Below are 19,161 nucleotides of genomic sequence, written 5' to 3'. Positions count from 1 at the left end.
CCATGGCGACCTTGATCCTGGGCACGGTCGGGCGGGTGTTCGCCGGGCCGATCGGCGGCATCTTCGGCGCGGCGGTGGGCGGGCTGCTCGATCGCAGCCTGTTCGGCGGCGGGCGGCCGCGCGAGCAAGGCCGCATCAGCAACCCGCAGGTGCAGAGCGCCGCCTATGGCGAGCCGATCCCCATTATCGTCGGGCGCATGCGGACGGCCGGCAACCTGATCTGGACGAGCGGCATCAGGGAAGAGGCGGCCGCGGGCGGCGGCAAGCGCAGCGGCCCGGCGACGACCAGCTACAGCTATTCGGCGTCGTTCGCGGTCGGGTTGGTGGCGCGGCCGATCCTGGGGGTGGGGCGGATCTGGGCCGATGGCAAGGTCATCCGCGATGCCGATGGGGCCTTTTTGACGCCGGTGACGATGCGGCTGCACGATGGCGGCGGCGACCAGCCGGTCGACCCGCTGATCGCCGCGGTGGAAGGCGCCGGCGGGGCGCCGGCCTATCGCGGGCTGGCCTATGCGGTGTTCGAGGATCTGCCGCTCGCGGACTATGGCAATCGCATTCCCAACCTGACCTTCGAGATCATCGCCGATGACGGTGCCATCGACGCCGGCACGGCGATCGGCGCGCTGGCGGCGTCGTGCGGTGCGGTGCTGGCGACGGCCGGGGGCTTTCCAGCGCTGACCGGCCATGTTGCCGGCCGCGCCGGCAGCCTGGCCGAAGCGGTGGCGCCGCTGATCGCGATTTCGGACGCGGCGGTGTCCAGCGGGGCGCAGACGATCGTGACCGGGTCGGGCCGTGATGTGGTGACCATCGCGCCCGATGCCGTCGACGCCCATCGGCCGGGTGCCGCCCGCGTGGCGGAACGGCGTCGGCGCGGCGCGGCCGATGCGGCGCCAGGCTGCCTCGAACTGTCCTTCTACGACAGCAGCCGCGATTATCAGCCCGGACTGCAGCGCGCCCGGCGATCGGCGGTGCCGATTGTCGACCAGCGCGGGGTATCGGCGGCGATGAGCCCGGTCGAGGCCAAGGCGCTGGCGATCCGGCTATTAATGGCAGGGCAGCTCGGCCGGACCCGCCAGACGTTGCGGCTGTCATGGCGGCATGTCGGGCTGGTGCCCGGGATGCTGGTGCGGATCGGCCCGGCGGCGGAGGCCTGGCGGATCCGCGAGGCGCGGTTCGAGAATTTCGTCGTCTCGCTCGATGTCGAGCGGACGGCGGCGGACGCGGCCCCGGCCGGCGCCGCGGCGCGACCGGCGGACGGTGGCCGCGCGCTGGTGTTCGACGATCAGCCGGCAGGGCCGACCCAGCTGCTGGTGCTCGACCTGCCGCCGCTGCCAGGGCAGGCGGCGACGACGCCGCGGCTGTGGATTGCCGGCAACGGTGCCGGGGCCGGATGGCGGCGCGCCGGGGTCGCGATCAGCAGCGACAATGGGGTCAGTTATGACGACATCGGCACGCTCGAGGGCGGCACCGTCATCGGCACGACGCTGACGGCGCTCGCGGACGCTGCCCCCGATGCCTGGGACCGGCGCGGAACGGTGGATGTCGAACTGCTCAGCGGGCGCGACTGGCTCGAAGGGCGGCCGGAGGGATCGGTGCTGGCCGGGGGCAATCTGGCGCTGGTCGGCCGCGAACTGATCCAGTTTGCCACGGCCGAGTCCATCGGCGAGCGGCGGTTCCGCCTGTCGGGGTTGCTGCGCGGACGCAGGGGCACGGAGGCCGAGACGGCCGGGCACGGCATCGGCGAACGCTTCGTGCTGATTGAGCCCGGGCGCATGCTGGCGTTCGACCCGCCGGTGGAAATGCTCGGCCGCGCCGGGCGAGCACGGCCGCGGGGCCGCGACGACGAAGCGACGGCGCCGGTGCTGTTCACCGTCGGCGGCGCGGCCCTGCGCCCGCTGTCGCCGGCGCATCTGACGGCACAGCGCATGGGCGATGATCTGGTGATCAGCTGGACCCGGCGCAGCCGCAGCGGCTTTGGCTGGACCGACTTTGTCGATGCGCCCTTGGGGGAGAGCAGCGAGGTCTATCTTGTGACGGTGCGCGCCGCTGGCATGGTCGTCCACGAGGCCAGGGTGACCGAGCCGCGCCTGGTCGTGCCGGCCGTCGGGTCGGCGGCGATCGACATCGAAGTGATGCAGCTGAGCGCCGATACGGGGCCCGGGGCACCGGCAATCATCCGTCTCGACACCATTCCGGAGGACGACTTATGAGCGAAACGATGCGCTGGGGACTGCCGCTGCTGGCCGCCGGACAGGCCCAGAAGGAGGTGACGCACAACGAGGCAATCGGCGCGATCGACCGCCTGTTGCACCTGGCGGTGTCGAGCCGGGCAGTTTCGGAGCCGCCGGCAGCGCCGGTTGCCGGGGACAGCTATATCGTCGGACCGGCGGCGACGGGCGCATGGGCCGGGGAGGAGGGCCGGCTGGCGACCTTCGTCGGTGGCGGCTGGACCATTGTCGGCGTTCGGGAGGGGTGCCTGGCATGGATTGCCGATGAGGCGATCCTTGCAGTCTTTTCGGGCGATGGTTGGCTGGCCCTGGCATCGGCCGCTGGACCGTTGGCCAGCGGTGCCGGGCAGCGTGCGTTCGGTGCATCCGCGGTGCCGCTGTCGACGGGCGGGGTGGCCGATGCCGAATGACGGGCGGAAATCGCCGCTTTGCTGACGGCGTTTGATGTGCAAACTGTCATTCTTTGGCCGAATGCGCCTGAATATGCAGTCCGTTCCCTCTTTCACTGTTGCAAGTCAGCAACAGACTGCTCTATTCGATGCTTGCGCCGGTCCAAGTGACTAGGCTAATAGTTCTGCAAGCCTGATCTAGTGAATGGAGTTTTAAGGGGATGACAATGCGCAAATTCGTTGCCGCAATGGTGCTTGCCACGACGGCGCTCAGCGGGCCGGTGATGGCAAAGGATCAGGCTTGGTATATCGGCGTCGAAGCTGGTCCCAACCTCGTCCAGAACGAGCTGTTCGACGTTCGCAATGCGGCGGCAACTGTCGTCTCCGAGGAAGCCCTCCGGGCACGCCACAAGATCGGTTATGACGTCGGTGGCAACATCGGCTACGACTTCGGCATGTTCCGGGCGGAATTCGAAGTGGCCTACAAGGCCAACAAAATCCGCAACATGATCGTCGAAGGCGCGCTGCCGCCGGTGTTCTATGGCGTTGCGACCGCACCGGCAACGACGCTGGTTGCTCGCACGCCGCCGGTCGGCACATACAATGCCGCTGACGGCAATGCCCGCGTCCTGTCGTTTATGGCGAACGGCATGTTCGACTTCGGCGGCCAGGGCAGCGATGTCGGCGCCTATGTCGGCAGCGGTGTCGGTATCGCACGTGTCCAGCACAGCAACTATCAGCTGGTCAGCCCGGGCGCAGCGATGATCGACGACAGCGACACGGGTGTCGCATGGCAGGTGCTGGCCGGCGTTTACAAGCCGCTTTCCGACCATGTTGACTTGGGTCTGCGTTATCGTTTCTTCAACGTCGACAATGTTGACACCTTCACGACCAATGGTCTGGCCACGCAGACGCGGTATCGCAGCCACAGTCTGCTGCTGACGCTGTCGTACAACTTCTTCGAGCCGGCTGCTCCGCCGCCGCCGCCGCCGCCGCCGCCGGCTCCGGTTGCTCTGCCGCCTTGCCCGCCTGCCGCTGTGACGCCTGGGCCGTTCCTGGTGTTCTTCGATTGGGACAAGTCGCTGATCACGGCTGAAGCTGCCGCGATCCTCGACCGTGCCGCCGAGCAGTTCGCTGCAACCGGCCAGGCCAATGTCGCTCTCGCCGGTCACGCCGATACGTCGGGTACCGCCGAGTACAACATGCGCCTCTCGCAGCGCCGCGCCGACTCGGTGAAGGCTTACCTGGCTGGCAAGGGTGTTCCGGAAGCCGCGATGGTGACCGAAGCCTTTGGTGAAACCCGCCTGCTGGTCGAAACCGCCGATGGTGTCCGCGAACCGCAGAACCGCCGTGTGGAAATCACCTTCAGCGGTGCTCCGCAGCCGAACCTGACGAACTGCACGCCCCAGTAAGGCAGGCAGACGCAGCAAAGAATTGGGCCGTCCTTCGGGGCGGCCCTTTTTTTGTACCCGGGTTCGGGCGCAAGAGAAAAGGGAGATGCCGACCAGTTTATGCCGGGGGTATGAGACTGGCGCCCGCATCGGCAGGATCGACACGAGACAAGCGGGTGCAGGGCCGCTGGCCCTGCCCGCCGGAGGCTCTCTGAACGCCGAACCTATCGCGGCGTGTCGGTGCCGACCAATGGATCGAGCAAGGCCAGCACCGGAGCGAGGGCCCTGTCCGGTGCCTCCTCCATCGGAAGATGGCCGACCTCATCGAGGATCACGAGGCGGGCGCCGGGCATTTGCCGGGCGAACCAGTCGGCGGATTCGACGGGGATGAAGTGATCCTCACGGCCCCAGAGGATCAGTGTGGGCGCCGTGATCCGCGACAAGGCGTCGGCGGGTTCCGCCGGGTTGTAGCCGCCGAAGCGATCGAGCGTCGCCTCGCGATTGCCGGGGTAGCGCAGCAACTCCCAATAGCGATCGATCATCGCCGGTGTGGCGATCGACTGGACGGCGACCGATTGCTTGAACGAGCGCTCGATCAGGCTGCGGGGGGTCACGGTTGCTGCGACTTCGCGCAACACCGGTGTGTTGGCGAGGCGGAAACCGAGTGGGACCGATGTGCTGCGGGTCTGGGGTGGTTGCCCCGACGCATCGATGAGGATGAGCGCTGCCACCTGGTCGGGGTGGGCCACCGCATACCGCCATGCCACACCGCCGCCCATCGAATTGCCGCCGAGTGCGAAGCGGGTGAGGCCGAGATGGGCCGCGACCTTTTCGGTGATGGCGACATAGGATTGCGTCGAATAATCCCGCGACGGGACCGGGCCCGACAGGCCATGCGCCGGGAAATCGAAGGTGATGACGCGAAAGCGCGACTGCAACCGGGCGACCCAGGGCTCCCAGGTGTGAAGCGAGGCATTCGAGCCGTGCAACAGCACGACCGGAAAGCCGTTGCGTGGTCCCTCATCGCGCAGATGGATCACCGTGCCGGGTGCCAGCGTCACATATTGCGAGGCCGGGCTGCCATATTTGGCGCGCAACGTCGCCACGGGAATGTCGTCGACGCGAAATGCCAGCCACAGCACGACCGGCACGCCCACCACCACGGCGGCGCCGATGGCAAGACGCCGCGGCCAGCGCCGCCGGGTTGCCGGCATCAGATCCGCTCGATCCGCAGCGGCAGGCCATCCTTGGGCTTTGGAATCGGGAACATGCTGAATTCGCCGGAATAACTGTCTGACAGCACGATGCAATTGTCCGCCAGCAGATGGAAGAAGAACGACTTCACCTGCATATAGGCAAAGTGCAACCCCAGGCACATATGGCCACCGCCGCCAAAGGGCACCCAGGCGTATTTGTGGCGACCCCGGCTGTTTTCGGCCGTGAAGCGCAGCGGATCGAAGCGCTCCGGGTCGGGCCAGACGTCGGGGAGGCGGTGCGTCATCATCGGGTTGACGCCGACATGCGAGCCGGCGGGAATCCGGTGGTTCATGAAGACGAAATCCTTGAGCGCGCGGCGCGGCATCGATGGCACCGGCGGGATCAGCCGCAGCGATTCCTTGAACACCAGCTCGATGGTTTCCAGATCGCCAAGGCTCTCGTAGGTCAGTTCGCCGCCGGTCCGGGCCTTCACGGCATGAATTTCGGCGCGGATCGCATCCTGCCATTCGGGGTGGGTGCCGAGGAAATGCACCGTCGAGCTGATCGATGACGTGGTCGTGTCGTGGGCGGCCATCATCAGGAAATTCATGTGATCGATGATCGCCTGGTCGGTCAGCAGCACGCCCTCGTCGTCGGTGGTGTTGCAGATCTGGGTGAAGATATCGTCCCCGGTCACGCCGCGGCGTTTCGGGATCTCCCGACCGAAAAAGGCGGACATATATTCGCGCCCTTTGACGCCGCGGCGCATCTGCGTCAGCGGCAAGGGCTTGCGAACCACGGCGACGGACGCCAGCACCATGTCGACGAACGCCTTGTTGATCTTTTGGGCGTCCGGCCCCCATGGCACGCCCAGGAAGGACGCGGCGGCGAGGTCGAGCGTCAGCGCCTTGATCGCCGGATAGAATCGGAATTCCGGCGCCCCGGACCAGCTGCCGATGCCGCGGACGATGCCGCTGTTCAGTTCACCGAGGTAATGGCGCATCGGTTCGGTCTTGAAGGCGACCGACAGCGCCTTGCGGTGGATGCGATGCTCGTCGAAATCCATCAGCATCAGGCCGTGCGGGAACAGATTTTCCAGCACCGGGTTCCACCCCAGCGCGGACGAGAAGATCTTGTCCTTGTTGAACAGCACCAGCTCATTGGCTTCGGGGCCGATCAGCGACACGCCCCAGCCGCCGAAATCCTGGCGCCGGAACACCCGGCCATAATCGTCGACCATCGCCTTGCTTCGGCCCAACGGGTCCTGAAGGAACTTGATGGTGCGCAACATGCGGATGCGCGCCGGCTGCATGCCCGGCAGATGCGCGAGATCGGCGAAGGTCGGTTCCGGAAGATCATCCGGAACAAAGGCCGAAACCCTGGCGGCTGCGTTCATGCGCGTCTCCTGTTTGCGGACAAGTGATACGCAAATGCAACAGGAAGGGCAATCGGAACGCAAGGCTTGCGCGACGTGGTGACGCGGCCGGGCTTTCGCTGCGCCGCGCGCTTGCCTATGACAATGTTGTGGACTTCGACATCATCCTGGCCGGCGGTGGTCTCGCCAACGGCTTGATTGCCTTGCGCCTGGCGCAGGTGCGCCCCGACGTGCGCGTCGCGATCGTGGAAACGGGCGATGTTCTTGGCGGCAATCATACCTGGTCGTCGTTCACCGGCGATCTGTCACCCGAACAGCAGCGCTGGACGGCGCCGCTGTTCGAGCATCGCTGGGAACATTATGAAGTCCGCTTCCCCCGCCTGCAGCGGCGGCTGGAATCGGGCTATGGCAGCGCCACGTCGGAACGGCTGGCAGCGGCGGTGACCGAAGCGCTGCCGCCGGCGGCGATCTTCACGTCGATGCCCGTCGTGGCGTTGACGCCGACATCGGTGACACTTGCTGATCAGCGGGTGCTGACCGCCGGTGCGGTGATCGACGGGCGCGGCCAGGGGCCGACCAAGGCGCTCGACCTGCGCTGGCAGAAGTTTCTCGGCATCGAAGTCGAACTGGCGGCGCCGCATGGGCTGACCGGGCCGATCATAATGGATGCGACCGTCCCGCAGCGTGACGGTTATCGCTTCATCTACACATTGCCCTTTGGTCCGACCCGGCTGTTGATCGAGGATACCTATTTCAGCGACGGTGCCGATCTGTCGCTCGACCTGCTGCGCCAGCACCTGGCCGATTATGCCGAGGCGCAGGGGTGGACGATCGTTGCGACGCACCGCGAGGAACATGGCATCCTGCCGCTCGGCATCGGCGGTGATATCGAGGCCTTCTGGGATGAAGGCGATGAAGGCGTGCCGCGGGTCGGCCTGCGATCGGGCATGTTCCACCCGGTGACGGGTTACAGCTTTCCCGATGCCGTGCAGATCGCCGATCTCGTTGCCGCGCTGCCGGTGCTCGATGCGGCGACCATCTATGCGGCGGTGCGCCGGCACAGCGTCGATGCCTGGCGGGCGCGGGGCATGTACCGGCTGCTCAACCGCATGTTGTTCCTGGCGGCGCTGCCCGACGAACGCTACCGCGTGCTCGAGCGCTTCTACGAGCATGACGAGGCGCTGGTCGGACGATTTTACGCGGCGCAGCCGAAGCTGCGCGACTGGACGACCATTCTCAGCGGCAAGCCGCCGCTGCCGGTGCTGCGGGCGATGTCGACTTTGATAAAATATGAATTGGGCATGTTGTGACCGACGTCATCGGCCACGCCCGCGCCGCAATCGCTCGCGGTTCGAAAAGCTTCGCGCTGGCGTCGAAGTTGTTCGATCCGGTCACCCGCGATCGCGCCATGCTGCTCTATGCCTGGTGCCGCCACACCGACGATGTCATCGATGGCCAGATTCTCGGCCAGGGGCGCAACGACGACCAGCGGCCGCCGGCGGAACGATTGGCGGAAGTCGAACGGCTGACCGAAATGGCGCTCGCCGACCAGCCGACGGGGGTGCCGGCCTATGATGCGCTGGCGCAGGTGGTGCGGGAAACCGGGATGCCGCCGCAGTATCCGCGCGACCTGGTCGAGGGGTTTCGGATCGACATGGAGGAGCGGCCGTTTCGCACCTTCGACGATACGCTTGCCTATTGCTATCATGTCGCTGGCTGTGTCGGCGTCATGATGGCGATCGTCATGGGGGTGTCGCCCGATGACGAGCCGACCCTCGATCGCGCCTGCGACCTCGGCATTGCCTTTCAGCTCAACAATATCGCGCGCGACGTTGTCGAGGATGCGATGAACGGGCGCCGCTATATTCCGGATGACTGGCTGGCCAGTGTCGACCTGTTGCCCAACAGCTTTGCCTTTCCGGCCAATCGCCGGCAGCTGGCGCGGCTGGTGGCGCGGCTGGTGTTCGCTGCCGAAACCTATGAGGCATCGGCGCAATTCGGCACGCCGGCGCTGTCCCGGCGGGCGGCCTGGGCCGTGTTGGCGGCGGCGCGAATCTATGGCGGCATCGGCCGCAAGGTGCGCGATGCCGGCGCCGACGGGCTGGAACATCGCATGAGCACCAGCAAGGCCGAAAAGCTGCAGGCCGTGTCGGTCGCCTTTGCCGAAACGCTGACCCGGGCGCGGCGCTGGCCGCTGCCGGGGCCGCCGCGCGACGGTTTGTGGACCCGGCCGCGCTGACCGGCCCGGCTTCAGCGCGCCCAGTGATCGGCGTTGTCGACCATGTCCATTTCGGCGCGCATCTTTGCCGATGACCGGATCCGGCCCTTGCCATTGGCTTCCAGCTGCGCCTTCAGCGCCCGGATCGGCGGGGCGTAGAGAAAGCCGAAGCTGACCGTTCCGTCCTTCGATTCGACGACATGATGGAGGCGGTGCGCCTGGACGATGCGCTTGAGATAGCGCTGCTGGGGATTCCAGCCATGCTTGACCCGGCGATGGACCAGGATGTCGTGAAATCCGAAATATATGGCGCCATAGGCGGTGATGCCGGCGCCGATGGCGGTGATCATCGGGATGTTCTGGCTGGTGCCGATCAGCAGCAGGATGATCGACGGGATCGCCCCCATCACCGCGAACCAGTCGTTTTTCTCGAACGCCCCGGTGCGCGGTTCGTGGTGGGATTTGTGCAGTGACCACAGGAAACCGTGCATGACCCAGCGGTGCGAAACGATCGCGACGATCTCCATGATGCCGACGACGAGCAGCGCGACGAGGACGCCCTGCCACCAGTTGATATAGGGAATGCGGTCGAGAATGGGCATGGCGGGCTTATAGGACGGCGCGCCGGACTTTGCACCTCAGGGCTTGACGCATCTTGTCGCGGCACCGGTCGGCGTGGCACAAGGGCAAGCTGTTGTGGTCGGAGTTTGCCGCGTGCCTGTTCATTCCATCTTCGTGCGTGCGGCGGCGTTCGGCGGACTTGCCCTGCTCGCCGCCTGCGCCACGCCAGCGCAGCGGATTACCGGCAAGCTGACCGAATATGGCGTGCCGCCTGCGCAGGCGCAGTGCATGGGCGACCGGCTGTCGCAGCGGCTCGACACCCGGCAGTTGCGTAGGCTGGGCGAAATCGGTGACCTGAACCGCGATCGCCTGGGCCGGATGACCGTGTCCGACATCGCCGCGACGCTCAACAAGAGCGGCGACGACGCACTGGTCGCCGAAGTGGTCCGCACCGGTATCGGCTGCGTGCTTTAAGGCCGTGCCGCCGGTGCTCCGGCGGGGTCGGGCACGCCGTCCCGGATGCGGTTGGAAAAACCGGGGTCGGGCGGCGGCGCGGCGGCCCGCGGGCCGATGTGCGACCGGGCAATCAGTTCCGGCAACGGCACGGCGCGGCTGACGAACGCCTTTTCGCGCAGATAGGATGGCAGCCGACCGGGCAGCAGGATGCGCCAATCGAGCCGGATGCGCGGATCGAGCCGGCGCGCCATTCCGAAGATCACCGTCGTGCAGTTGGTCATCAGTGTGTTGTACCAGCGCGGGGTGGCGTGGACGTCATTGGCCAGCGCTGCATATTCGCGCAGCAGGCCAAGCGCGGTGGCGCGCTGGATGTCGAGCCGGAACAGACGCACATCCTCGCCGAGCACCGTGCTGCGGACCTTGACGATATCGCGCTCGTCGGCGGCGAGCACGGCGAGTTCATAGCTTTTGAAAAAGCCCGCGACCGCGGAATAGGCCTCGCCCTTTTCCTTGCGGATCTCCACCGAGAAGGCGAGCGGGTCGCTGTCGGCAAAGGTGAAGCTGATGATGGCATGGGCGATCGATTCGCCGGCCCAATAGGACAGGAACAGGTCAGCGCCCTGCAACTGGCTGAGGCGATAGCGCCGGGTTTCCCAGCGGACGTCGAAATCCGTGTCACTGCGCCAGGTGAAGTTGCGGACATTGTCGACCGTCAGCACATCGCCATCGATCCGGGTGCGCGCGACCTGGGCGACATCGGGCTGCCAGTTCCGATTGTCGGATGGCAGGATCGTCGACCACCAGCCGAGCAACGCCGCCCATGCCGGCACGATGATCGCCAGCGCGACGCGCGGCCGCTGCCGCCAGAGCAGGGCGATCGCCGCCAGCATCAGCAGCGCGAACAGCCCCGCGACGAGGCCGCGCGCGGGGGCTGCGAAGGGCAGCCGCGACCAGAGCGCCATGGTGCCCCACAGCGTCGCCGGCACCAGCGCCAGCAATGTCACGGCGGCGCGCAGCACCTAGAATTGCGCTTCGTAGCGTTCCAGCCCGCGTGCAAGATCGGCGATCAGGTCGTCGGGGTCTTCGAGGCCGATCGACAGGCGCAGCATCGGGCCGCTCCACGGCACCGTCGTCACCGTGCGGATCGGCGCGATATGGATGGGGATGACCAGCGATTCAAAGCCGCCCCAGGAAAAGCCGATACCGAAATGGACGAGGCCGTCGATGAGAGCGGCGGTGTGCGCCCGGCGACCGCGTTTGAGGACGAAACAGAACAGCCCCGACGCCCCGGTGAAGTCACGCTTCCACAATTCGTGTCCCGGATGCGACGGCAGCGCCGGGTGCAGGACGCGGTCGACCGCCGGGTGCCAGGCGAGCCAGCGCGCCACCGCCAATGCGCTGGCCTCGGCGCGGTCCAGCCGGACCTCCAGGGTGCGCAGTCCGCGCAATGCGAGCGCCGCGTCGTCGGCGGAAACATGATGGCCGAGCCGGTAGGTGGCGGCCTTCAGCCGTGGCCACAGCGCTTCGCTGGCGGTGGCGGCGCCCATCAGCAGGTCGCTGTGGCCGCCGACATATTTGGTCAGCGCCGACAGGCTGATGTCGCAGCCCAGCGCCAGCGGTTGCAGCCGCAGGGCCGTTCCCCAGGTGTTGTCGAGCATCGTCACCACGCCGCGCGCCCGGGCGGCGGCAGTGATGGCGGGCACGTCCTGGATCTCGAAACTCAGCGAGCCGGGGGATTCGAGCAGGATCGCGCGGGTGTTGGGCTGGATCAACGCGGCGATGTCACCGCCGATACAGGGGTCGTAATAGCGGGTGGTGACACCGAAGCGCGCCAGCACCTGGTCGGCGAACTGGCGCGTCGGCTCATAGGCGCTGTCGGTGATCAGCACATCGTCGCCGGCGCCGACGACGGCCAGCAGCGCGGTGGTGATGGCGGCGACGCCGGACGGGAACAATTTGGTGCCGGCGGCGCCCGGTTCCAGCCCGGTCAGCGCGTCTTCCAGCGCCCATTGCGTCGGGGTGCCGCGCCGGCCGTAATAGAGTCCGGCGTCGGGGGCGGCGATTGCCCGATCGAGGTCGGCGAGACTGTCGAACAGCACCGTCGATGCGCGCATGACCGGCGGGTTGACGATTCCGTCCGAAAAGCCGGGGCCGCGCCCGGCGGCGACCAGCCTGGTGCCGATGCCGACCGGGCCGGGGTCATGCGGCGGCTGGCGGCGGTTGGTCATCTCCGGGCGGCCGGCGTCAGGCGCCAGTGACCACGGGATTGTGCGGATTGGCGCCCCATTCGCTCCAGCTGCCGTCGTAGATCGCGACCTTGTTGGTGCTGACCAGCGCGGCGGCAAAGGCGAGCACCGCCGATGTCACGCCCGACCCGCAGGTGCCGACCAGCGGCCGGGCGAGATCGATGCCGGCTGCCTCGAATGCCGCCTTGATGTCGTCCCGGGACTTGTAGGTGCCGTCTTCGTTGAACATCTGGTCGTACGGCAGGTTCTTCGACCCCGGGATATGGCCGCTGCGCAGGCCGGCGCGGGCCTCCGGCTCGGCGCCGGCGAAGCGCGCGGCAGAGCGGGCGTCGACGACCTGTTCGGCCTTGCTGCGCAGATTGTCGGTCATCTGCTTGCCGTCGCGGACCAGCGTCTTGTCGGCCCAGACGGTGAAATGGCGGTGGCGCACGATCGGCTTGCCGCTTTCGCTGGCGCGGCCTTCGGCCTGCCATTTGGCGAAACCGCCGTCGAGAATGGCGACTTCATGGGCGCCGAACAGGTTGAGCATCCACCAGACCCGTGCGGCCGATTTGAGCGGCGAATTGTCGTAGACGATGATGCGGCTGCCGTCGCCGAGCCCGAGCGCCTGCATGCGGCTGGCAAATTTTTCGGCAGGCGGCAGCATGTGCGGCAGCGGCGACGTCTGGTCCGACACTTCATCAATGTCGAAGAACACGGCACCCGGAATATGCGCGGCTTCGAATTCGGCGCGGGCGTTGCGGCCATGGGCGGGCAGGAACATCGTCGCGTCGATGACGCGGACATCGGTCTTGCCAAGCTCGGCGGCCAGCCATTCGGTGGATACCAGCAGGTCCATTGCTCACTCCCGGGAATCTTCTTCGTTGCTGCGTGACATAGTGGCGGCGACACGCCATGTCATCCCGGATGAATCGCGTATGACAACGGTATTTTTTGCATGACGGACACGCTCCACCTCGGCCAGACCTCGACCCTGCCGGCATCGCCCGACGCCGCGGTGCTCGATTATCCCGCCAACCCGCGGCCCGGCAGCGATTATCTGGTGCGCTTCGCCGTGCCGGAATTCACTTCGCTGTGCCCGGTCACCGGCCAGCCCGATTTCGCGCATCTGGTGATCGATTATGTGCCGGCGGCCACGATCGTCGAATCGAAGTCGCTCAAGCTGTTCCTGGGCTCGTTCCGCAACCACGCCGGTTTTCACGAAGATTGCACCGTCGGCATCGGCCAGCGGCTGTTCACCGAGATGGCACCGAAGTGGCTGCGCATCGGCGGTTACTGGTATCCGCGCGGCGGCATCCCGATCGACGTATTCTGGCAATCGGGGCCGCCGCCGGCAGGGTTGTGGCTGCCCGATCAGGGCGTGCCGGGCTATCGCGGTCGCGGCTGACGGCATTCAAGGGGGGACGACATGACACCAAGGCTTCTGGCGCTGGTCCTGGCGGCGATCGCCGCGCCTGGCACGGCAGCGATGGCGGCACCGGCCGCCGCCGGGAGCGTCAGCGCCCCGACCGCCGCCGACCAGCGGCTCCAGGCGATCTACGACGCCGAATGGACGTGGCGAAAGGCCGAGTTCGCCCAGGTGACGGACGGTCTGCGCAGCAAGCCCGGCGACCGTTTCGCCGGCGTCGCGCCTGCCGACTGGGCGCGGCGCAAGGCCTATTGGGACAAGGTGCTGGCCGACATGGCCGCCGTTCCGGATGCCGAACTGTCGCCCGAGCAGCGCATCAACAAGGCCGTGCTGACCGAATCGCTGCGCGCCGAAGTCGCCAACATCGGCTGGCGCACCTATGAGGCGCCGCTCAACAGCGACACCTTCTTCTGGGGCGAGGTGAAGCCCTATTCGGGGCTGGAGAACGCCGCCGAATATCGCCGTTATCTCAAGCGGCTGGCCGATGTGCCGCGGTTTTTCGACGAGAACATCGCCAACATGCGCGCCGGCATGAAGCGCGGCTATACGGTGCCGCGCATCGGTCTGACCGGGCGTGACACGACGATCGTGCCGTTCACCCGCGCCGGGCCCGACAACCCGCTGTTCGATGTGTTCAAGACGATGCCCGATGCGATCCCGGCCGCCGACCAGGCGGCGATGCGCGCCGAAGCGGCGCGGCTGATCGATGGCGTCGCGGTGCCGGCCTATGCAAAGTTGCTCACCTTCATGCGGACCGAATATATGCCGGCGGCCCGCACGACGATCGCCGCCGCCGACCTGCCCGATGGCGCCGCCTTTTACCGCGACCAGATCCGCGAATATACCACGCTCGACCTCGGGCCGGAGGCGATCCACGCCATCGGCCTGAAGGAAGTCGCCCGCATCGACGCCGACATGAAGGCGACGATCGCCCAAACCGGCTTCAAGGGCAGCTTCCCCGAATTCCTGCAGTTCCTGCGCAGCGACCCGCGATTCTATGCCAAGACGCCTGCCGAACTCCTTGGTTTTGCGGCCTATGCCGCCAAGCGCATGGACGGCAAGCTGAAGGACGTCTTTACGGTCCTGCCACGCTATCGCTTCACCATCCGGCCGGTGCCCGACGCCATCGCGCCGATCTACACCTCGGGGCGCGGCGGCCTGGCGGCGTGCCTGTTCAACACCTATGACCTGAAATCCCGGCCGCTTTACAATCTGACCGCGCTGACGCTGCACGAATGCGTGCCGGGCCACAGCCACCAGGCGGCGATGGCGCTGGAAGCACCCGATCGCCCGGCATTCCGGCGGGAAACCTATTTTTCGGGCTATGGCGAGGGCTGGGGGCTCTACACGGAGTGGCTCGGCACCAAGCTCGGCATGTACGAGACGCCCTATGACGATTTCGGCCGCGAGACCTTCGAGATGTGGCGCGCGGCGCGGCTGGTCATCGACACCGGCATCCATTCGATGGGGTGGAGCCGGCAGCAGGCGATCGACTATCTCGCCAGCCACACCGCGCTCGCCCGGCTCGACATCGAGAACGAGGTCGATCGCTATATCAGCTGGCCCGGCCAGGCGCTGGCCTACAAGCTCGGTGAGCTGAAGATCCGCGAGTTGCGCGGGCTGGCCGAGGCCGAGCTGGGCGACCGTTTCGACCAGCGGCCGTTCCACGACACGTTGCTCAACATGGGGTCGGTGCCGCTGCCGGTGATGGAGCGCGAGATGCAGGCGTGGATCGCTGCCGAAAAGGCCCGGCCGCGCTGACGGTGCATGGGCGTCGCCATGGGGTTGAGACGCCGGTCACAAGTCGCTATATCTTCGACAGGGCGGTCGCTGGGGGCCGCCCTTTTGCGTTGCACCCGCCCGGCACACCCATGCGTCGCAGCCGTCCGCTTTCAAGATGCTGCACGGAGTAGAGACGATGACGATCACGCCCCTGATGCCCGTCTATGGCCGCTGCGAGGTCGAGCCGGTGCGCGGGGACGGCTGTTATCTGTACGACGCCCAGGGCCGCGAATGGCTGGATTTCGCCAGCGGCATCGCCGTCAACCTGCTCGGCCATGGCCATCCGCACCTGGTCGGCGCCATCCAGAAGCAGGCGGCGACGCTGATGCACACGTCCAACCTCTACAAGGTCCCGGCGCAGGCGCATCTGGCCGAGCGGCTGGTGTCGCTGACCTTCGCCGACACGGTGTTCTTCACCAATTCGGGCGCCGAGGCGATCGAATGCGCGGTCAAGACCTGCCGCAGCTTTCAATATGCCGCCGGCCACCCCGAAAAGTTCCGCATCCTGACCTTTTCCAACGCCTTCCACGGCCGCACGCTGGCGACGATCGCCGCGACCAACCAGGAAAAGATGCGCAAGGGCTTCGAACCGCTGCCCGACTGGTTCCATGTCCTGCCCTTCAACGATCTCGACGCCGTCAAGGCGGCGATCGACCCGTCGATCGGCGGCATCCTCGTCGAGCCGGTCCAGGGCGAGGGCGGCATCCGCCCGGCGACGCCCGAATTCCTCAAGGGCCTGCGCGCGCTGTGCGACGAACACGGCCTGATGCTGATCCTCGACGAAGTCCAGTGCGGGGTTGCACGGACCGGGACGTTGTTCGCGCATGAACAATATGGCGTTACCCCCGACATCATGGCGATCGCCAAGGGCATCGGCGGCGGCTTTCCGGTCGGCGCCTGCCTCGCCACCGAACATGCGGCGCAGGGCATGGTGGTCGGCAGCCATGGCAGCACCTATGGCGGCAACCCGCTCGCCATGGCGGCTTGCGAAGCCGTTCTGGATGTCGTCACCGAGCCGGCGTTCCTGGCCCATGTCAACGACATGGCGGCGCGGCTTCGTGCCGCGCTCGAGCAGATGATCCCCAACCATGACGATCTGTTCGACAGCGTGCGCGGCATGGGCCTGATGATCGGGTTGAAGCTGAAGTCCGACAGCCGCGCCTTCGTCAACCACGCCCGCGACCATGGCATTCTCGCCGTGGCCGCCGGCGACAATGTCGTCCGCCTGCTGCCGCCGCTGATCATCGAGGAACATCATGTCCGCGAATGCGTCGATCGCCTGTCGGCGGCGGCGCGGGCCTATGCCCCGGCGGTTGCAGCCTGAGCCTTTCCCCCTGTCTGGTCCCGGCCGCAGCGGCCGGTGCCTAGGATCCCCCTGATGCCGCATTTTCTCGACCTTGCGACGCCGACCGCGGCGGGGCTGCGCGCCATTCTCGATGAGGCGCACCGGCGCAAGGCGGCGCGCGCCGGCTGGCCACGCGGCCGGGTGGATGCCGACGCACCGCTTGCCGGCCATGTGCTGGCGATGATCTTCGAAAAGCCGAGCACGCGAACGCGCTTCAGCTTCGACATGGCGATCCGCCAGCTCGGCGGCACCAGCATCGTCGCCACCGCCGTCGACATGCAGCTGGGCCGCGGCGAAACCGTGGAGGACACGGCGCGCGTGCTTGGCCGGATGGTCGATGCGGTGATGATCCGCAGCAACAGCCATGCGACGCTGGAAACGCTCGCCGACCACGCCGGCATTCCCGTCATCAACGCGCTGACCGACATCAGCCACCCGTGCCAGGTCATGGCCGACATCATGACCTTCGAGGAACGGCGCGGGCAGAAGGTCGAAGGCAGCTGCTGGGCCTATCTGGGCGACGGCAACAACATGGCCAATTCGCTGGTCGAGGCGGCATCGGTGCTGGGGTTCGACCTGCGGCTGGGCGTGCCGCATGGCTATGATCCCGACCAGGCGGTGCTGGCCACCGCCGGCTGCCGCGGCGGCAGCATCGACCTGGTGCGGTCCGCAAAGGCGGCGGTGGAAGGCGCGCAGGTTGTCGTGACCGATACCTGGGTGTCGATGGGCCAGATCTCGGCCAAGGACAAGCTGGGGGCGATGATGCCCTTCCAGGTCGACCGGGCGCTGATGGCCAAGGCGCAGCCCGACGCGCTGTTCCTCCACTGCCTGCCGGCACACCGCGGCGAGGAAGTCACCGCCGATGTCATCGACGGCCCGCAGTCGGCGGTCTGGGACGAGGCGGAAAATCGCCTGCACGTCCAGAAGGCGATCCTGCTCTGGTGCCTGGGCAAACTATGATGGAAGGCATTGCTCCCGTCGCCGACCGCTCGCTCGGCTTCAGCGTCGCGGCGCGCAATGTCCGCGGCCAGATGGTGCGGCTCGATGCGGCGCTCAACGCCGTGCTGGCGGCGCACGACTATCCGGCCCCGCTGGCGCGGCTGCTCGCCGAGGCGCTGACGGTGACGGCGCTGCTCGGCGCCGTGTTGCGCCAGGACGACGGCCAGTTGACGGTGCAGGCGCAGGCCAAGAACGGCGCCGTCGACCTGCTGGTCTGCGATTATCGCGCCGGCGCCATCCGCGGCTATCTCAATTTCGATCCCGACGCGGCGATCACCGACGGGATGACGCTCGACCAGCTGTTCGGCGACGGGCATCTGGCGATCACCCTCCACCAGACCGCCGCCAGCGAACGCTACCAGGGCATCGTGCCGCTGGAAGGCGCCAGCATCGCCGAAGCGCTGGAAGGCTATTTCGCCAATTCCGAACAGCTGCCGACGCGCATCAAGGTCGGCGTGGCGGGCGATGCCGGCACCGGCTGGATCGCCGGCGGCCTGCTGGTCCAGCATCTGGCGCGGCGCGAACTGGACGGCGAGCGGCTCGACGTGGCGCAGCTGCATCCCGATTGGGAACATGTCGCGACGCTGGCCGAAACCACGACGGTTGCCGAACTGACCGATCCCGAGCTGATCGCCGAGACGCTTTTGTGGCGGCTGTTCCACGAGGAAGAGGTGCGGATCACCGAAGGCGCGACGCCGGTACGCGGCTGCCGCTGCAACCCGGCGCATATCCGCCAGGTCATCGAGAGCTTCCCCGAGTCCGAGCGCGCCGACATGCGCGGCGAGGACGGCATGATCGGCGTCGATTGCAAATTCTGCGCCCGCGTCTGGCGGATCGCGGCATGACCGCCGGGCGCCTCGCCGTTGTCCTGCTGTCGGGCGGGCTCGATTCGACGACAGTCGCTGCAATGGCGCGGGCGGAGGGCTATCGCCTGCTGGCGTTGACCATCGATTACAACCAGCGTCACCGGATCGAGCTGGCCCATGCCGCCAGGGTTGCGGCGGCGCTGGGGGCGGAACGCCATATCGTGCTGCCGCTCGACCTGCGCGGTTTCGGCGGGTCGGCGCTGACCGCCGATATCGATGTTCCCAAGACCGGGGTGGAGCCGGGCATTCCGGTCACCTATGTGCCGGCGCGCAACACCATCTTCCTGTCGGTGGCGCTGGGCTGGGCCGAGGCGGCGGGGGCACGCGACCTGTTCATCGGCGTCAACGCGCTCGATTATTCAGGCTATCCGGACTGCCGGCCGGAATTCATCGCAGCGTTCGAAGCGATGGCCAACACCGCCACCAAGGCCGGGGTGGAAGGCGCGCAGTTTCGCATCCACACGCCGCTGGCGGCGATGACCAAGGCCGATATCGTCGCGGCAGCCGTGTCGGTCGGTGCGCCGATGGACCTGACCTGGAGCTGCTACGACCCGACGCCGGCGGGGCGGCCGTGCGGCGCGTGCGACAGCTGCCGCCTGCGCGCCAAGGGCTTTGCCGAAGCGGGAGTGCCGGACCCGGCGCTGTGAGCTCCTTCGGCCATTCTTGTTGGACGGCTTCGTGACCTACGCCGGCCATTCCT

Annotated in this window: 18 protein-coding genes; 12 read left to right on the top strand and 6 right to left on the bottom strand. The window is 67.2% G+C overall.

Going from position 1 to position 19,161, the window contains the following annotated elements; all coding sequences use genetic code 11:
* Positions 1-2 precede the first annotated feature (2 nt).
* From GGQ62_RS05245 to GGQ62_RS05235, 3 genes are all read left to right on the top strand, one after another.
* Positions 3-2,210 carry a GTA baseplate fiber-binding domain-containing protein gene (locus GGQ62_RS05245; RefSeq protein WP_152576167.1) on the top strand — a complete coding sequence of 736 codons (2,208 nt, stop codon included), beginning with the start codon at positions 3-5 and terminating at the stop codon, positions 2,208-2,210.
* Positions 2,207-2,638 carry a DUF2793 domain-containing protein gene (locus GGQ62_RS05240; RefSeq protein WP_152576168.1) on the top strand — a complete coding sequence of 144 codons (432 nt, stop codon included), beginning with the start codon at positions 2,207-2,209 and terminating at the stop codon, positions 2,636-2,638. The genes GGQ62_RS05245 and GGQ62_RS05240 overlap by 4 nt, the downstream gene beginning before the upstream one ends.
* A 206-nt stretch (positions 2,639-2,844) precedes the next feature.
* Positions 2,845-4,029, top strand: a complete 1,185-nt coding sequence (locus GGQ62_RS05235; protein WP_167649485.1) for an OmpA family protein — start codon at positions 2,845-2,847, stop codon at positions 4,027-4,029.
* A gap of 203 nt (positions 4,030-4,232) precedes the next feature.
* On the opposite strand, the gene GGQ62_RS05230 is transcribed toward GGQ62_RS05235, so the two are convergent.
* Positions 4,233-5,222 (bottom strand): alpha/beta fold hydrolase, encoded by a 990-nt coding sequence (locus GGQ62_RS05230; RefSeq protein ID WP_152576170.1) that lies wholly within the window; start codon positions 5,220-5,222, stop codon positions 4,233-4,235.
* Positions 5,222-6,601, bottom strand: a complete 1,380-nt coding sequence (locus tag GGQ62_RS05225; protein ID WP_152576171.1) for a cytochrome P450 — start codon at positions 6,599-6,601, stop codon at positions 5,222-5,224. The genes GGQ62_RS05230 and GGQ62_RS05225 overlap by 1 nt, the downstream gene beginning before the upstream one ends.
* Before the next feature lie 128 nt (positions 6,602-6,729).
* Here GGQ62_RS05225 and crtY point away from each other — a divergent pair, with 128 nt between their 5' ends.
* Both crtY and GGQ62_RS05215 read left to right on the top strand, forming a co-directional pair.
* Positions 6,730-7,890: a lycopene beta-cyclase CrtY gene (gene crtY, locus GGQ62_RS05220; protein WP_152576172.1), complete on the top strand. Its 1,161-nt coding sequence runs from the start codon at positions 6,730-6,732 to the stop codon at positions 7,888-7,890.
* Entirely contained in the window at positions 7,887-8,819 is a 933-nt protein-coding gene (locus GGQ62_RS05215; RefSeq protein WP_243446587.1) for a phytoene/squalene synthase family protein, read from the top strand. Before crtY ends, GGQ62_RS05215 begins: the two co-directional genes overlap by 4 nt.
* 11 nt (positions 8,820-8,830) lie before the next feature.
* Here the strand turns inward: GGQ62_RS05215 and GGQ62_RS05210 are convergent, their stop codons facing one another.
* Positions 8,831-9,400: a sterol desaturase family protein gene (locus GGQ62_RS05210; protein WP_152576174.1), complete on the bottom strand. Its 570-nt coding sequence runs from the start codon at positions 9,398-9,400 to the stop codon at positions 8,831-8,833.
* A 112-nt stretch (positions 9,401-9,512) separates the two neighbouring features.
* On the opposite strand from GGQ62_RS05210, the gene GGQ62_RS05205 reads away from it, so the two are divergent.
* On the top strand, positions 9,513-9,833 hold the full coding sequence (locus GGQ62_RS05205; protein WP_152576175.1) for a hypothetical protein: 321 nt from the start codon (positions 9,513-9,515) through the stop codon (positions 9,831-9,833).
* On the opposite strand, the gene GGQ62_RS05200 is transcribed toward GGQ62_RS05205, so the two are convergent.
* Genes GGQ62_RS05200 through sseA form a run of 3 tightly spaced genes read right to left on the bottom strand, consistent with a single transcriptional unit; the run spans position 9,830 to position 12,899 of the window.
* Complete coding sequence (locus GGQ62_RS05200; protein ID WP_152576176.1) at positions 9,830-10,834, bottom strand: Lnb N-terminal periplasmic domain-containing protein; 1,005 nt, start codon at positions 10,832-10,834, stop codon at positions 9,830-9,832. The genes GGQ62_RS05205 and GGQ62_RS05200 overlap by 4 nt on opposite strands.
* Complete coding sequence (metC, locus tag GGQ62_RS05195) at positions 10,835-12,043, bottom strand: cystathionine beta-lyase (RefSeq protein ID WP_152576177.1); 1,209 nt, start codon at positions 12,041-12,043, stop codon at positions 10,835-10,837.
* A gap of 16 nt (positions 12,044-12,059) precedes the next feature.
* A complete protein-coding gene (gene sseA / locus GGQ62_RS05190; RefSeq protein WP_152576178.1) occupies positions 12,060-12,899 on the bottom strand; it encodes a 3-mercaptopyruvate sulfurtransferase in 840 nt (279 codons plus the stop codon).
* A 99-nt stretch (positions 12,900-12,998) separates the two neighbouring features.
* Here sseA and queF point away from each other — a divergent pair, with 99 nt between their 5' ends.
* The 6 genes from queF to queC all read left to right on the top strand — a co-directional run bounded on the left by queF (position 12,999) and on the right by queC (position 19,108).
* On the top strand, positions 12,999-13,448 hold the full coding sequence (queF, locus tag GGQ62_RS05185) for a preQ(1) synthase (protein WP_152576179.1): 450 nt from the start codon (positions 12,999-13,001) through the stop codon (positions 13,446-13,448).
* A 21-nt stretch (positions 13,449-13,469) separates the two neighbouring features.
* On the top strand, positions 13,470-15,230 hold the full coding sequence (locus GGQ62_RS05180) for a DUF885 domain-containing protein (protein WP_152576180.1): 1,761 nt from the start codon (positions 13,470-13,472) through the stop codon (positions 15,228-15,230).
* Between the two features lie 157 nt (positions 15,231-15,387).
* Positions 15,388-16,575, top strand: coding sequence for an aspartate aminotransferase family protein (locus GGQ62_RS05175; RefSeq protein ID WP_152576181.1), 1,188 nt, complete (start codon positions 15,388-15,390; stop codon positions 16,573-16,575).
* 51 nt (positions 16,576-16,626) lie between these two features.
* Positions 16,627-17,556, top strand: a complete 930-nt coding sequence (gene argF, locus GGQ62_RS05170) for an ornithine carbamoyltransferase (protein ID WP_152577008.1) — start codon at positions 16,627-16,629, stop codon at positions 17,554-17,556.
* Entirely contained in the window at positions 17,538-18,440 is a 903-nt protein-coding gene (gene hslO / locus GGQ62_RS05165; RefSeq protein ID WP_341533722.1) for an Hsp33 family molecular chaperone HslO, read from the top strand. The genes argF and hslO overlap by 19 nt, the downstream gene beginning before the upstream one ends.
* The gene (gene queC / locus GGQ62_RS05160) at positions 18,422-19,108 is read left to right on the top strand and encodes a 7-cyano-7-deazaguanine synthase QueC (protein WP_424022209.1); all 687 of its coding nucleotides are present in this window, start codon (positions 18,422-18,424) and stop codon (positions 19,106-19,108) included. Before hslO ends, queC begins: the two co-directional genes overlap by 19 nt.
* Positions 19,109-19,161: the final 53 nt, after the last annotated feature.

The sequence above is a fragment of the Polymorphobacter fuscus genome (assembly GCF_011927825.1).
GTDB classification, from domain to species: Bacteria; Pseudomonadota; Alphaproteobacteria; order Sphingomonadales; family Sphingomonadaceae; genus Sandarakinorhabdus; species Sandarakinorhabdus fusca.
Note: the sequence above shows the minus strand (reverse complement) of the source record. Positions and strands in the feature narration are given on the sequence as shown.